This is a genomic window from Mycobacterium ulcerans subsp. shinshuense (assembly GCF_002355775.1).
GTDB classification, from domain to species: Bacteria; Actinomycetota; Actinomycetes; order Mycobacteriales; family Mycobacteriaceae; genus Mycobacterium; species Mycobacterium marinum.
Window position 1 is genome coordinate 739,285 of record NZ_AP017624.1, and the last position, 13,650, is coordinate 752,934.

12 protein-coding genes and 2 pseudogenes are annotated in these 13,650 nt (G+C 65.0%); 1 reads left to right on the plus strand and 13 read right to left on the minus strand.

Annotation, left to right across the window (positions count from 1 at the left end):
• Nucleotides 1–65: 65 nt before the first annotated feature.
• The 7 genes and pseudogenes from SHTP_RS30645 to SHTP_RS03550 all read right to left on the minus strand — a co-directional run.
• Nucleotides 66–791 (minus strand): annotated as a pseudogene (locus SHTP_RS30645) (PE family protein); the annotation flags it as partial.
• A 206-nt stretch (nucleotides 792–997) separates the two neighbouring features.
• Nucleotides 998–1,189 (minus strand): ferredoxin, encoded by a 192-nt coding sequence (locus SHTP_RS03525; RefSeq protein WP_096369783.1) that lies wholly within the window; start codon nucleotides 1,187–1,189, stop codon nucleotides 998–1,000.
• Nucleotides 1,190–1,199: 10 nt separating this feature from the next.
• A complete protein-coding gene (locus SHTP_RS03530) occupies nucleotides 1,200–2,402 on the minus strand; it encodes a cytochrome P450 (RefSeq protein WP_096369784.1) in 1,203 nt (400 codons plus the stop codon).
• Nucleotides 2,403–2,541: 139 nt separating this feature from the next.
• Entirely contained in the window at nucleotides 2,542–3,444 is a 903-nt protein-coding gene (locus SHTP_RS03535; RefSeq protein ID WP_096369785.1) for an alpha/beta hydrolase, read from the minus strand.
• Nucleotides 3,441–5,096, minus strand: a complete 1,656-nt coding sequence (locus tag SHTP_RS03540; RefSeq protein WP_096372305.1) for a thiolase C-terminal domain-containing protein — start codon at nucleotides 5,094–5,096, stop codon at nucleotides 3,441–3,443. The genes SHTP_RS03535 and SHTP_RS03540 overlap by 4 nt, the downstream gene beginning before the upstream one ends.
• Before the next feature lie 135 nt (nucleotides 5,097–5,231).
• A complete protein-coding gene (locus SHTP_RS03545) occupies nucleotides 5,232–5,528 on the minus strand; it encodes a ferredoxin (RefSeq protein ID WP_096369786.1) in 297 nt (98 codons plus the stop codon).
• A complete protein-coding gene (locus SHTP_RS03550) occupies nucleotides 5,525–6,862 on the minus strand; it encodes an NADH-ubiquinone oxidoreductase-F iron-sulfur binding region domain-containing protein (RefSeq protein ID WP_096369787.1) in 1,338 nt (445 codons plus the stop codon). Before SHTP_RS03550 ends, SHTP_RS03545 begins: the two co-directional genes overlap by 4 nt.
• A gap of 52 nt (nucleotides 6,863–6,914) precedes the next feature.
• Here SHTP_RS03550 and SHTP_RS03555 point away from each other — a divergent pair, with 52 nt between their 5' ends.
• On the plus strand, nucleotides 6,915–7,388 hold the full coding sequence (locus SHTP_RS03555; protein ID WP_096369788.1) for a hypothetical protein: 474 nt from the start codon (nucleotides 6,915–6,917) through the stop codon (nucleotides 7,386–7,388).
• A gap of 14 nt (nucleotides 7,389–7,402) precedes the next feature.
• On the opposite strand, the gene SHTP_RS03560 is transcribed toward SHTP_RS03555, so the two are convergent.
• The 6 genes and pseudogenes from SHTP_RS03560 to SHTP_RS03585 form a co-directional block, all read right to left on the minus strand.
• A complete protein-coding gene (locus SHTP_RS03560; protein WP_096369789.1) occupies nucleotides 7,403–8,290 on the minus strand; it encodes an alpha/beta fold hydrolase in 888 nt (295 codons plus the stop codon).
• Nucleotides 8,291–8,343: 53 nt separating this feature from the next.
• Nucleotides 8,344–8,678, minus strand: a pseudogene (locus SHTP_RS03565) (Rieske (2Fe-2S) protein).
• A gap of 1 nt (nucleotide 8,679) precedes the next feature.
• Nucleotides 8,680–9,825 carry an amidohydrolase family protein gene (locus SHTP_RS03570; protein WP_096369790.1) on the minus strand — a complete coding sequence of 382 codons (1,146 nt, stop codon included), beginning with the start codon at nucleotides 9,823–9,825 and terminating at the stop codon, nucleotides 8,680–8,682.
• A 47-nt stretch (nucleotides 9,826–9,872) separates the two neighbouring features.
• Nucleotides 9,873–10,973: an amidohydrolase family protein gene (locus SHTP_RS03575; protein WP_096372306.1), complete on the minus strand. Its 1,101-nt coding sequence runs from the start codon at nucleotides 10,971–10,973 to the stop codon at nucleotides 9,873–9,875.
• Nucleotides 10,974–11,269: 296 nt separating this feature from the next.
• On the minus strand, nucleotides 11,270–11,569 hold the full coding sequence (locus SHTP_RS28395; protein WP_231991274.1) for a DUF4189 domain-containing protein: 300 nt from the start codon (nucleotides 11,567–11,569) through the stop codon (nucleotides 11,270–11,272).
• A gap of 342 nt (nucleotides 11,570–11,911) precedes the next feature.
• Nucleotides 11,912–13,468, minus strand: coding sequence for a phospholipase C (locus SHTP_RS03585; protein WP_096369792.1), 1,557 nt, complete (start codon nucleotides 13,466–13,468; stop codon nucleotides 11,912–11,914).
• Nucleotides 13,469–13,650: the final 182 nt, after the last annotated feature.

Below are 13,650 nucleotides of genomic sequence, written 5' to 3' on the forward strand. Positions count from 1 at the left end.
GAGATCGGAGCCGCCGGGGGTTCCGGCGGCAGCCGGTGTGCCGGCGGGTAGCGGGCTGGGGTGACGCCGGCGGCGCCGGTGGCACCCAGGCCGCCGACTCCACCGTTGCCGCCCTGGCCGATGAGCCCGGCGGCCCCGCCGGCTCCGCCCATACCGCCGTCGCCGCCGGGAATGACGGCATTGCCGCCGGCGCCGCCGTTGCCGCCGGCACCGTAGAGCAACCCGCCGTTACCGCCGGTGCCGCCGGCCGCGCCAGCGGCACCGGACCCGCCGATGCCGCCGCTGCCGAACAGGCCGGCATTCCCACCGCGCCCGCCGGTGGGGTGGGCGGTGCCGCCGGATCCGCGGGCCCCGCCGTTGCCGTAGAGCAGCCCGCCGGCGCCGCCGTCTGCGCCGGTGCCGGCCGCGCCGTCGGCGCCGTTGCCGATCAGCGGGCGCCCCAGCAGCGTTTGGGTGGGGGCGTTGATCGCCGCGAGTAGCTGTTGTTCAAGGCTTTGCAGCGGCGAGGCGTTGGCGACTTCGGTGGCCCAATAGGTGCCCGCGCCGATGTCCAAGGCCCTGACGAACTCGGCATGAAACATCGCGGCTTGGGCGCCGATGATCTGATAGCCGCGCGCGTAGGCGCCGAAGAGCTCCGCAACCGCTGTCGAGATCTCATCGGCAGCCGCGGCGGCTACCTCGGTGGTCGAGGCTGCGGCCGCGGTGCTGCCGGCATTGATAGCCATCCCGATACGATCCAAATCCATTGTTGCCGTGGCTAATAGGTCCGGCGCGACCGCGACAAACGACATGTTCGCATCCTTCGATCGGAGACTGATGGCCCCGGCGGCGACCCGCCCATGGCCAAGCGAGTAGCTCACGCTAGCACCCGTGTTGTGCGCCGCATTCGGTTTTCGACCTGCAGTTATTCGCCGCCGCTAGCTACTGCGCTGCTGGCCGATCGACGTCGCCTCCGGTGCCCATGGAGGATGGTGGGCATCGGGAGGGCGCGCCGGTATTACCGCGTGATCGAGATGGCCTGCCGCGGGCATTGGCGCACCGCTTCGCGCACCAGCTCCTCGTTCTCGGGCGTGACTTCTGGCTGCAGAACGGTCAACATGTCGTCGTCGCCGAGTTGGAACACCTCCGCGACGACGCCCATGCATATGCCGTTGCTTTCGCACAGGTCCCAGTCGATTTCGATCCTCATGGCAGCACCCCTACCGCAGTACCCGCACCGGCACGCTCTGCCAGCCGGCGACATTTTGCATGTGAACACGTTTGCAGCCCGCCCAGTCCACCTCGAAGGCAGGCATGAAATCGAGCAACTTCTCCAGCGCGATCGCACTTTCCATCCGGGCCAACGCCGCGCCCAGGCAGCTGTGAATCCCGTAGCCGAAACCGAGGTTGGTGGCTTCGTGCGGGTCGCGGTCGATGTCGAACTTGCCCGGATCGGTCCAGGCGTACGGGTCGCGGTTGGCCGCACCATTGATGAGAAACACCGGCTTGCCGGCCGGAATCGTGACGCCGTGCAGCTCAACATCTTCCATGGCGCGCCGGACCTGATATTGCGATGGTGCCTCATAGCGCAGCAGTTCTTCGACCGCGGCGGGGACCTTGCTGCGATCGTCGAGCAGCTTTTGCCACTGCTCGGGATTTCGAGCGAACACCACGGCCGCATTGCCGACCAGCTTGGTCACCGTCTCGGCGCCGGCTCCGCCCAAAAGGGTGGCGAATCCGGCGATTTCGAGATCGTCAAGGTTGGTCACCTGCCCGTCTTCGCGCTCGATCTCGGCGTTGATCAACTTGGTGAACAGATCATCACGCGGGTCGTCGCGCCGCTGCTTGACCAGGTCGTAGTAGAGCATCGCGGTGTTGATGTTGGCTTGCATCCCCTGTTCACCGACTTCGACCTGGCCGGGCTCGCGGGTCAGTGATTCGTCGATCCAATGGCGCACCTGCTGGGCGTGCCGTTCGGGCACGCCCAGCATGGTGGTGATCACCTCAACCGGGAATGGGCCGGAAAACTCCTGCACCGCATCGAAGCCCTCGGGGTCCAGCGCGCCGAGGTACTTGTCGATCTTGTCGATGACCGTCTGGCGTTGGGCCTGAATCGCGCGCGGCGTGAAGACCTTGTTGAGCAGGCTGCGCATGTGTCGGTGGTCGGGCGGATCCATGAAGATGATCGACTGCGGCGGCTTCTGGCCGGAGCGCACCATCGACAAGTCAATGCCGTAGGCGGACGAATACCTCTCGAAGTTCTTCAGCCCCGCCGCCACATCCGCATGGCGCGTCAACGCGTAGAAGTCGTACTGCTCGCTGTAGTACACCGGGGCTTCGGCTTGCATCCGCCGGTAGGTCTCCCATGGTCCGTTGAAAAACTCCTCGGAGAACGGATCGAAGACGACCTTCGATGTGGTCATTGCGTACTCCTCGACGGCGAAGTGCGGGCTGCGGGCGTTACGCCGGAATGCTCAACGCTAACGCTAACGCTAACGCTAACGGTAGCGCTTTCGTCGCGCGTCGAAAAGGACCGGACCGGCCCGGCGGATCCGATCCGCATCAACCGGCCGCCGCGGCAGCGTCGCCGTCCGGGGGGCGTGCGGACGTACAGTCCTCGACGAAGGACAACACCTGGCGGTGGTAGTCGGCGGCGGTGTGTCCGAGGCTGAGATTGTGCCCGGCCCCAGGGTGTCGACTGTTAACGAAATGCTTTGTGGCCGACAACATATCGGCAATTTCGGCCAGTGCGCTCGGGTCGGCCCGGAATACATTGTCGTGCTCGCCGAGGGTGAACCGCACCGGCACCCGCACGCCCGGTGCGAGCGCCGGAAAGTCCTGGTTCGGCCAATTGAGGGCCACCGTGCGTTCGTAACGGGGAGCTGTCGAGGAGTTCGTGATACCCCGCCGAATGTCGTCCGGGTACAGGTGCATCGGCTCCCACAACAGCTCGCGCACCCCGGGTGGGCGATCCTGTAGCGCGGCCAACCGCATGACTTCCTTGGCGGCAGGGTGGTAGCGCCGTCCGGTGCCCCCCAGTTCGACGCCCAGCAGATCGGCGGCGCGCGGGCTGGTTGCCATCCGCAGCACCAACTCGCAGCCGCCCGAATGGCCCATCAGGAATAGGCCCGCCCCGCGGGGCCGCTGGTCGAGCATGCGATCGATGGCGCCGAATGCGAGATCGACGCGCTGCTCGGGGTGTTGCATCGCCTCCGGATAGGGTGCGGAACTGCCGTGGCCGGGCCGGTCGAGGGCGACGACGGTGAAGCCCAGAGTCGCGCCGAGTCGCAGCAGCGACAGTTGCGGGTGTCCGGGACAGTCGAAGTACGACGATGAGGTGCCGCCGCCGTGCAGTGCCACGACGGTGGCTTTGGGACCCGTGGGGTCTGCGGCCTCGGCGAGCAGGCCCGACATCGGCACGCCGTCGACGATCACCACCCGCGGCCGGACCAGGGCTTGGTTCATGTGTCGGCCCGCAGCAGGATCACGCCGCTGGGAGTCAGGCCGCCGCTGCTGACCACGCCGACCCGGGCGCCGGCGACCTGGCGTGCGTCCGCCTCACCGCGGAGCTGGGTTACGGCTTCGTGCAGCAGACCCATGCCGTGCGTGCGCCCGTGTGACAGTTGACCGCCGTGCGTATTGAGCGGTATCAGGCCGTCGCGGGCGATGTTCTTACCGCCGTCGAGAAATTCCTTCGCCTCGCCGATCCCGCAGAACCCCAGTGCCTCGATCCAGGACAGGCAATTCATCGTGAATCCGTCATAGAGTTCGGCGACGTCGACGTCGGCGGGGCGCAGCGTGGTGCGGGTCCACACGTGTGCCGCTTGGCCTAGCACCTGCGGTTCATGGGTGAGCGTGCTTTGGTCCCAGTCGATCCGCTCGATGATCTGCGTGCCCACGGCCTCCACCAGGACGGGTGGTTTGGCCAGATCGCGCGCGGCGTCGACGGCGGAGACGATGACGGCTATCGCTGCGTCGCAGGGCACGTCGCAGTCGAAAAGACCGAACGGGGTGGTGATGGGCCGGGCGTTCAGGTAGTCGTCCATCGTCATCGGTGAGCGATAGACGGCGGTGGGGTTCAACTCGGCGTTCGCGCGTTGGTTCAGCGCGATCCACCCCAGCGTCTCTTTGGTGGTGCCGTAGCGGTGAAAGTGGCGCTGCGCGTTGATCGCCAGGGTGTGTGCCGCCGACGTCGCGCCGAATGAGTATTGCCAGCTGGTGGTCCGGCCGCCGGGCGGGGCGATCTTGCCCCGCTTCATCAGCTCGTTGTAGGTGGCTTCCCAGAGCGTGTGGAAACACAACACGTGACGCGCCAGCCCGCCGGCGACGGCGAGCATCGCGGCGATCACCGATCCGCCCGGCCCGAACGTCTCGATGCCGCCGTTGTGCCAGACCGGCCGGATGCCCAGCGCTGCCTCCAGCGCGGTGACGCCGCCCTCACCGAAACCGCCGAGATTGCCGCCACCGGGGTAGGTGGACAGACCGTCGATGTCGTCGAACGTCAGCCCGGCATTGGCGACTGCCGCCTCGCAGGCGTCTACCGTCAGCGACAGCGGCGCAACCATCAGCCGGCGGCCAATGGTGGACATGCCGATCCCGGTGAGCGCCACCTTGTCCTCGAATTTCTGCGTGGTGAGCATGGGGCGCACATGTTCACCGAAGCGCTGCGGCGCGATCTCATCGACGGGCAACGGGCGCGGTTGCGCGTCGGTGCGCGGACGAAACAGCGGTAGCCACACGTCCTCGATGCGCTCGAACACCACCTCCACGGTCTGGCCGAGTTCGATCCGATCCGGGTCGCACTCCACGATGTTGGTGGTCAGCCGGACCCTGGGGTCCTCGGCGATTGCCACTTGGGCGATCACATAGGGGGCAGGCAGGCCGGGCAGGCTGAACCGGTGGTTGACGGTGAATCCGGTGAGTGTTGCCGCACCGGAGACGGCCCGCACACCCATATCGCGGGATCGGCAGTATCGGCACACCGGTGCGGGCGGATGGATCAACGATGCGCAGGCGGCGCATGCCTGCAGGCGTAGCTTGCCGTCGGCGCCCGAAGTCCAGAAGAACTCGTTCTCGTCGGTGATCAGGGGCAGCGGACGTCCCGGTGCTGCTGACACTTCACCTCCGCAAGTTGAGCGCCCCGGCGTGAGCGGAAGGAGCATTATGCGAATACGAGAATTACGTTATCAGCTTGGGCTGGGCAGTTTCGAGACGTCTTGCCACGGACTTGCGCGGGCACCGAGCCCAGCCGGTCACCGGGTAAAACCCCACTGCGCCTCGTTCGACTCGGTTTTGAGGTGCTCAGCGGGATCTTCGGCGCTGGCCGGGGAGTGCTGCACCACATCTGGCTGGCGTTCTCCGATTTCGGTGATGGCATGCGCCGGGCAGTCCATCAGCGCCCGCAGCACCGCATCGCGGTCTTCCTCCCGCACCGTGCCGTCCCCGCTCAGGCAGGCGTATCCCCAATCGTCGAGCGTGAAGTAGCCGGGCGCTTGCTTGGTGCACAGGCCGAAGCCGTCGCAAACGGTGCGATCGAGACGAATTCTCATGGTTGCCTCACCGGTGCCGTGGCCTGGTAGGGGCGTTCGGCGCGAAACGCTCCGCCGGTTCTGCTCGAGCAGTCTTGGCAGGCGCCTTCGAGATGGCTTGCCACCTCGTCGGGAAATTGGCTCAGCAGGGTGGCGGCCGCATTGGTCGCCGCGTCCAGGGTCGCGCAGGCGCCGCGCCCGCGTAACACCACCGACCAGCGGCGCAGTCGATCGATGTCTTCGCTGGTTGCAGCGAAATCCCGAAGTGCGCCGCCAACGGCGGCCATGGCTGCGGTTCCGTTGAAACAGGACCCGCACTGCCCGGCGTTTTCGCGGTCGAAGTAAGACAACACCGAAGCCGCGACCGCGACCGGGCAGTCGTCGGTGATCACCGAGATTGCGCCGCAGCCCAGACCGCTGCCCAGCCGTCGCATCGTCTCGTGATCGAGTGTGGTGCCGAGTACCCCACGGTTGAGCAAGCCGGCGAAGTAGCCGCCCATCAAGACTCCACGGATCTTTGTGGGCGCAACCGCATGCAGTGCCAGCAGTTCGGAAAACGGTAAACCGTAGGGGAGTTCGTAGAGCACGGGTGCTCGGCCGGCTCCGGTGATGGTGGCCAGAAATGTCCCCGGCGACGATGGCGTACCCAGCGCGCGATACTCGCTCGCCCCGTGGCGGTGCAGGTACGGCAGATTGGCCAGCGTCTCGACGTTGCTGACCAGGGTGGGCCGGCCGCTGACGCCGTATTCGAAGGGGCGCCGCGGCTTGTCGGTTGGTTTGACCGGGCCGCCGTTGATCGCGCGGACCGCGGCGGTCTCCTCGCCGGCCACGTACCCGGGTGGTACGGCCCAGACACTGACGGCGATACCACCGAATGCGTCGGGATCCAGCTGTGTCAGGGCGCGTTCGACGCTGCGCGCGGATTCCGGGTCGGACACATAGACATAGGCGCGCGTGGCGGCCACCAGCGCCGCGGCCAGGCGCAGCCCATCCAGAACCAGGTGCGGGCGGTTGCGCAGCAGCCATCGGTCTTTGAAAGAGGCCGGCTCTCCCTCCTCGCCGTTGGCGATGACCACAGCGCCGCCCGCCGGCCCGCCACGGCGGCAGTTGTCGCGCACCGCAAGCATTTTCACCGCGAGCGGGAATGCGGCCCCACCGCGGCCGAGGAGTCCGCTCGCGTCGATCTCGCGCAGCAACTTGTCGGCGTCGCCAAGCGGGCGGTACCCGCCTTGGGCCCGGTACGCCGCAACGTCTTCGTGGTCCTGTTGGTCCGCGTGGCCGCCCGCCACGCGCAGTAACCGCGGCGGGCAGCCCGGCCAGGCGGTCGCCTTGAATGCGATGTCGAGTGCTTCCATCAATCAGCCCGCTATCGTCGCCGGTCGGTGATTGCGCGCTAGGGTAGTCCGCATGCGGACTGCGGTGGTGCGGGTCAATGTCGACCCGGCCGGGTCGTTGACCGCGGCCCAGTTACGCGCGGGCATGGCTGCGCTCCGCACGCGTGCCGACGAGGCTGGCGCCGGTGTGGTCGACAACGACCTCGAGTCGCGGCCGGTCGGCCGTCGGGAGGTGGAATTGCTTATCGCCGGTGACGACGTTGATGAGGCCAAGGCGGCGGCAATTGAGTTGTGCGCCGGCGCTTTCAGGGTACGACCGGTGGTCGGCGTGGTCACCTTCATCAGCAGGGGAACCGACGACGATGCCCACGGTGTGCTGTCGGCCTTTGGGCTCGTCGGCGAGATCCTTCGCGAACCCGGGGACGACGGCTATGACATTGTCTACGTCACGCTGCGCGAAGCCGACCTCGAACGTGTCCCGGAAAGCCGAATTCACACGGCGCTGGAAGCGTCGCTCGATTGCGAGGTCCATATCCGCACCGGGTAGCCCATTGTGAGCAGTCACGAGTCCAAGAACTTCAGGATCGCGGGTGCTGCCAGCACCCAGGTGTCAAACATGTTGAAGTGCTTCACCCTTCCTGCCGCGCGATCCTCGGCGGCACGCTCCCAAGCGTCTTCCGGCCAGGGTGGGTCGATCAGCTCGGATCCCTTGATCAGGCAGCTGACCTCCAATGAGGTCCGTTTGGGATGATCCCAATCGTTCTCGCCGCCGCGGATGATCAGCGTGGGAACCTTGATGCGATCGAACATTTCGTCCTCGACGCCGGGAATGGTCTGCCCCGGTTTGGACACGAAGGCGTTGAGCCAGCGCAACATGACTTTCAAGAACTCGTCGCGGTCCAGGTCGAGGAACCGTTGTCTGTTGGTGGGGTTTGCTTCGATGCGCTCGCGCCACTCGGGCACCTTGAGCAGCGCCTCAATTCCGGTGCCGCGCACCGCCAAAATGCTGGGGACCAGGTAGTAGGAACCTATCACGAAGGTGCCGTAGATGCCACCGACGATATTCCACACCACTAGTTTGCTGACCAGCTCGGGAAAGAGAATGGTGGCCAGGATGGAATCCCGCGCCCCGCCGGAGCCGCCGGCGATGATGCACTGCTGGACTCCGAGGGCGGCCAACAAGCCGTGCAACGTCTCGGCGCGCATGTGCGATTCGCTTTGCCCGTAGAACTGCACATCGGACGCGCCGCAGTTCGGACGATCCCACAGCAGCACCCGATAGCCGCCGTCGACCAAAGCCAGGGCGAGCGGCCGCAGGCCGGGGATGTCCTTGCCGAATCGACCGCCCGGGGCCAGAACAATGAGATCTCCTGAATCGCCCAGGATTTCGTAAACCACCCGACCGCCGTTAACCTCGACGGAGGATACGCGATTGTCCTGCAATGTCATGCCATCACCAGCACATCTCTACCGATAACCCGGACCGGGTAGGTGCGAATGCTCTACTCCGGTTTGACCGCGGTGGTCCCGGTTGCCAGTTCGAAACCCCACTGATGCCAAGGGCAGTAGATGAACTCGAGATCGCGCACCATCACGGCGTCATCGGGTGCGCTCTCGTCGACCATGGTGCGTCCCCGGGCACGGCCCGAACACAGCGGACCGCCTGGTGCGGGCGATAATTGGCTATCGCGTAGAAGGTCCCGTTGACGTTGTAGACACCCACACCGTGCCGGCCGATCGGCACCAGTTTGTGGGTTCCCGGCGGAATCTCGTCCACCGTCGCAACGATGTGTTCGCGCCCCTGAGCCAGCCGTGGCCGCGTTATCTTCTCGCCCAATTCAGAACACCCGGGTCTGGCCTTCGAGAACCGGCACCGTGTCCGGCAGGTGGTAGGTCGCGATGCCGTTCTTGTACATCACCGCGTCCCGGGCCGCTTTGGGCAGATGTTTCACCAGCCAGCGGGGGTCGTCGAAGGTCCAATGTGGGTAGTCCGAGGAGTAGAGCAAGATCTTGTCACCCTCCATCCAGTCGATCGCCCGGGTCAGCTCCGTCTTGTCTTCCGGGTAGTCCAGGGGCTGCGTGGTGAACTTGATGTGCTCCTTGACGTACTCCGACGGCTTGCGCTTGATGTCCATCCGAGACTTGCGGGCGTCATAGAGCGCGTCCATGCGCCACATCAGCGGCAGGATCCAGGTGAACGCATGCTCGACGAGCACGATCCGCAGTGTCGGGAATCGGTCGAAGACACCGTCGAAGATCAAACTCATCACCTGGTTGGCCGCCAGTAGCGAGTAGGTGACCATGAAGTCGTGGTTGTAGCTGGGGTAGCCCACCGGTGGCGTTGGCAGCATCTCGAAATTGCTGCGGGAAAGGTGACAGCTCACCGTGATGTCATGCTTGGTCGCGGCCGCCCAGATGGGGTTGTACATCGGGTGGCCCCAGCAGGGGCGGGGTTCGGCCTTGATCAAAACCTGTGCCATGTAAGGGTGTCCGGCCCACTCCTCGATCTCACGCGCGGCCCCTTCCGGATCCTCGACCGCCGCGCAGATGGAACCTCGCCAGCGTTGGTGCCAGTTGTTGTGGCTGTCGAGCCAGTGATTGGCCTGCCAGCGATTCAGCGCGGTCGAGTACGCCTGATGCGCCTCGGGCAGGCGCGGTGTGCGCCCACCGGGTTCGAGGATCGCGATGTCGGAGCCGGCTTCCATGATCAGCTGGCGAAACGCCATGTCCGGATCGCTGCCGGGGAACTCGCCATCGGCCGGGAAGGTATCCACCCGCATCGCGAAGCTGTGTGCGTAGTCGGGCGCGTCGTAGTAGATCAGCTCACCGACCTTGTGGTCGAGGAAAAATTTGCTGCGCCAAGGCTCGGGGATGTACGGGCTGATCTCACCGCGCTTGGGCACCGGATGAATGTCGGAGTCGACACACCGGACGGCGATGCGCTCGGCTGCGGGAACCCGTTCGTGCATATGAGTCAGCGTCATGTCGATCTCCTCAACGTCCCTCGTCTCTATTCTGCGACGGCCTCCGGCTAGCCACTAGTGAGCTCGGCAGAAATATCGATCCCGTACAGCAAGGCCGCGTTGCACCAGCACAATTTCTCGCGCTGATCGGCCGTCAGCGCGGTGGGTAGGTTGCGGACATCGCGGAGGTCGTAGCACTGCCAATGGGGATAGCTGGAGCCGAACATCACCATGTCTTCCTTGCCGGTGAAGCTCAGCCACTCATCGGCGAACTCGACGTCACCGGGACCGTCCAGACCGCCCTGGATGAAGTAGACGTGGCCCGGCAAATAGTCGCTGGGTATCCGTGGGGCCCACGGGGTCTGTTCAAGATGCGGCCGGTCGAAGGTATCCATCCGCCAGATGAATGGCGTGACGAAGTCCGCTGCGCCGTCGGCCCAGACGAACTTCAGCTCCGCGAAGCGTTCGAACACCCCTTCGGCGATCATGTTCATCAGGTGATACAGGTAGTTCAGCGCCATGAAGCTGACGTACTGCTCGTAGGTGCGCGTGTGCCCGGACGGCGTTGGCGGAAATCCGATGCCCTCGCCCGATTCGATGTGCACGACTACCGGAAGACCTGCCTCGACCGCGGCTTCCCACAACGGCCAGAACTGTGGCTTGCCGTATAGCTCGCGGGACTGCAGCGGCACACCGATCTGTACCACGCGCGGGTGAGCACGCCAGTTCGCGACTTTTCGTACGGCGCCGGCAATGTCGTCGGGGTTCACCCGGATGGTGCCGCGGAAGCGATCGTCGAATTCGTCGTGTTCCAGCCAGCGCGACACCATCATCTCGTTGTGCGCGGCGTGTAGCGCGCTGCCGAGGTGCCGATCCGGCATGATCCCGCGGCCCATCGGATGCAGTACCGCCACATCGACACCACGTCGTGAAAACAACTCATCGGCAACGAATTTCGGGTCTGAACCGGGATATTGGCGGTCCGGCCCCTCGGTATTCGGCGCGTATTCACTACCGGGGGCTCCGTACCAGTCCATCTCGTAGTCGGGGAAACCCCGGCTCTTGAAGGGCTCACGCAGGAAGCTGCGCAGATCTTTGTTGGACGGAAAGAAGATGTGCACGCTGGCATCGATCACTGGCATGCGCGTCCCGTCGGCATGTTCAATCACCAAGGCACCCTCCAGCTCCGGCGAACATCACAAGCGCGGCCGGGGTATCTGCTAGCGAAGCTAACATTCTTCGCTACCGCCGATCAACGTCTTTGCGGTAAGCATTTCGGTTAATCGTTTGTCCTGCTAGAAAATGTAATTATGGACGCCGACGCAAGTCATGTTCTGCACTGGCGATAATAACATTCTCATTAGCTGGTTGTGGAGCACAATCTCCGTGGGCGGGCGTTGCTGCGGTGCGCTACCGACTTCTGTCGCCGGCCTTTCGCGTGATCGCCGCCGCGGCGGCCATGGCCTCAGTTGCACGCCGAGGTTAAGACCCAGCCGCCGCCAAGCCTGGCCTCGGCATCGTGTCCGGCCGCCTGGTGGGACCGGCCGAGTCCGCCGTGGAAATTCTGGCCGTCATGGGCTATGGCGCCGCACCGAGTGAAGACGCTGAGCACGTTGCAGCTGGGGTGTCCGCAGGTGGTCAGTGCGTGAATCTCGGCCTGTGCGCGCTTGCGGTGGCCCCACGTTTTGCCCACCGCGCCGTTGTCGGCAACGGCGATCGCGCCGTACCGGGGGGCAATCGGAGGGATGGGCGGGATGGGTGGCATGGCAACGGGCGAACTCTTGTCGCTATGCGCGAGGGCCCGGTGTGGAGGTGGGCCAAATGGCTGAACCATCGTCACGATCAGCGCGGCCACAGCAACCGCGCCGGCGATCGCAACCGCGATCCAACGGTGCCGTATCGCAGCTATCCTCTGCCTCCGGTCCGGCTTCACGATCTCCTCCCAGTTTACGTGTTTGTAACAACTTCTTTCCAGGGTACATGCGCCGAGTGCACCCGCCTGATGTTCTGAAATCGGTTACGGCGCAACCCCGTCCGGCGTGGCGCCCGGTCCCGGTCAATAGTTGCGGCCGGTGCGGCCAACGATGGCTCAACGGTGGCCGGCGGCTCAGCACAGGCCGCTGGGAATCCCCCTGGCGGGCGTGGTCTCCTGGGCGGGCATCGCTTGCGGGTAGGGAACCCGGTAGGGCGGATTCAGCTCAAATATTCCCGTCACCGCTTCGACCCCGAGCCCGCATTGCGCCAGCTGAGGCAGGACGCGTTTGGACTGGTTCAGGTTGGGGCGCGACGGGTTCGGCGGCACGCCGAAGTTGAAGGCCGACGTCATGTCCCCGGTGACGCTTCTGCGCCACGCGGTGAGGTTGGGTACCGGAACGCCGAAGCGTGTCTCGATCAATCGCAACTGTGACGTGTGGTCGAACACGTCGTGGGCCACCAGCCCGCCGCGGCTGAATGGGGAGATAACCAGGCCGGGAACGCGATAGCCCAAACCGATCGGGCCGCGTATACCGCCGGACCCGCGGACCTTGTCGATGTCAGGGACGGTCAGATATTCGCCCGGCGTCCCGTCCGGTGGGGTGGGCGGCACCACGTGGTCGAAGAACCCGCCGTTTTCGTCGTAGCTGACGATCAGCGCTGTCTTTTCCCACACCGCCGGATTCGACAGCAGAATCCGCAGCACGTCCATGAACGCGATGGCCCCGCCCGCGTTCGGCATCGCGGGGTGTTCGGACTCCAAAAAGTTCGGAATCAACCAGGAAACCTGGGGCAGGCGATTGGCTTTGACGTCGGTGGCGAAGTCCCGGGGGTAGCGGGGCGTGGCCCCGAAGCGAACCAGATCCGACCTTGGGTCTTGGGCTTGGGTGAACCATCGCACAATCTCGCCGTAACCCACGTAGCTGTTCACCGCGGGCCCGGATCGCTTGCCGTAGTACATTTTCCAGCTGACTCCCGCATCGCTGAGATGCTGCGGCATGATGGGCCAGCTGAACTTGCCGATCGGCGGGGTCGGGATGGTCTCAACCAGGGGCCCGCCGTTGGCGCCGTCGGGATCGAGCCAGGCGCTCACCCAGTACAGCCGGTTGGGAAACGTGGGCCCGATCACCGAGCAAAAGTAGTGGTCGCAGACCGTGAATGTGTCGGCCAGCAGAAAATGAATCGGGAGATCATCGCGGGTGTGATAGCCCAGCGTCGCGGGGATGTTGGCCGCCGAACGGGTCCGTGCCTGCGCCGGTAGCCAGTTGTCGTTGGCTCCGCCGTTCCACGAATCGTGCAAGGTGGCCCAACCATGGTCGGGGTCATTGACACACGCGCCATTGAGCAACGGGGGTCTGGTGGTGTCGAGGCGGAACGGCAGGGTGGTGCTAGCCGGGTCCGGCGCCTGCGTCCGTGGGTTCCAGCCCTTTTGCGCAAACAATGGCGTCGGGGTGTCGAAGCCCTCGACGTCCGACAGCGTGCCAAAGTAGTGATCGAACGACCGATTTTCCTGCATTAACAGCACGATGTGCTCGATGTCGGTCAAATGTCCGGAGCACGGCCCCGCGCCGTAGGCTTTTTCGATCACCGGCCCGGCCAATGACATGAGTGCTCCGGTACTGGTGGCGACGGCCAACTTAGCCAAAAACTCACGCCGCGACATCTTGTCGACCGCGTCAGCCCATGTCATCACGCATCCTTCTGCACAGGTGGAAACTGTATCTTTCGGATGCCGACCTGCCCCGAAATGTCAACGGATGTGTCGCTTGGGGAATTTGCTGGCGTAAAGCAAATTCGTTCCTTGGCGCAGAGCCGAATTCGTCCACGCTCCGCGGAGTTGATCCGGTTCGGAAAGCGCCCGCCCCTCGAAAT

Bases quoted from the DNA above. Each gene is read 5' to 3' on its own strand.
- SHTP_RS03525 (WP_096369783.1), bottom strand. From the start codon at position 1,189: ATGAGGATCGAAATCGACTGGGACCTGTGCGAAAGCAACGGCATATGC.
- SHTP_RS03530 (WP_096369784.1), bottom strand. From the start codon at position 2,402: ATGACCACATCGAAGGTCGTCTTCGATCCGTTCTCCGAGGAGTTTTTC.
- SHTP_RS03535 (WP_096369785.1), bottom strand. From the start codon at position 3,444: ATGAACCAAGCCCTGGTCCGGCCGCGGGTGGTGATCGTCGACGGCGTG.
- SHTP_RS03545 (WP_096369786.1), bottom strand. From the start codon at position 5,528: ATGAGAATTCGTCTCGATCGCACCGTTTGCGACGGCTTCGGCCTGTGC.
- SHTP_RS03550 (WP_096369787.1), bottom strand. From the start codon at position 6,862: ATGGAAGCACTCGACATCGCATTCAAGGCGACCGCCTGGCCGGGCTGC.
- SHTP_RS03555 (WP_096369788.1), top strand. From the start codon at position 6,915: ATGCGGACTGCGGTGGTGCGGGTCAATGTCGACCCGGCCGGGTCGTTG.
- SHTP_RS03560 (WP_096369789.1), bottom strand. From the start codon at position 8,290: ATGACATTGCAGGACAATCGCGTATCCTCCGTCGAGGTTAACGGCGGT.
- SHTP_RS03570 (WP_096369790.1), bottom strand. From the start codon at position 9,825: ATGACGCTGACTCATATGCACGAACGGGTTCCCGCAGCCGAGCGCATC.
- SHTP_RS28395 (WP_231991274.1), bottom strand. From the start codon at position 11,569: ATGCCACCCATCCCGCCCATCCCTCCGATTGCCCCCCGGTACGGCGCG.
- SHTP_RS03585 (WP_096369792.1), bottom strand. From the start codon at position 13,468: ATGACATGGGCTGACGCGGTCGACAAGATGTCGCGGCGTGAGTTTTTG.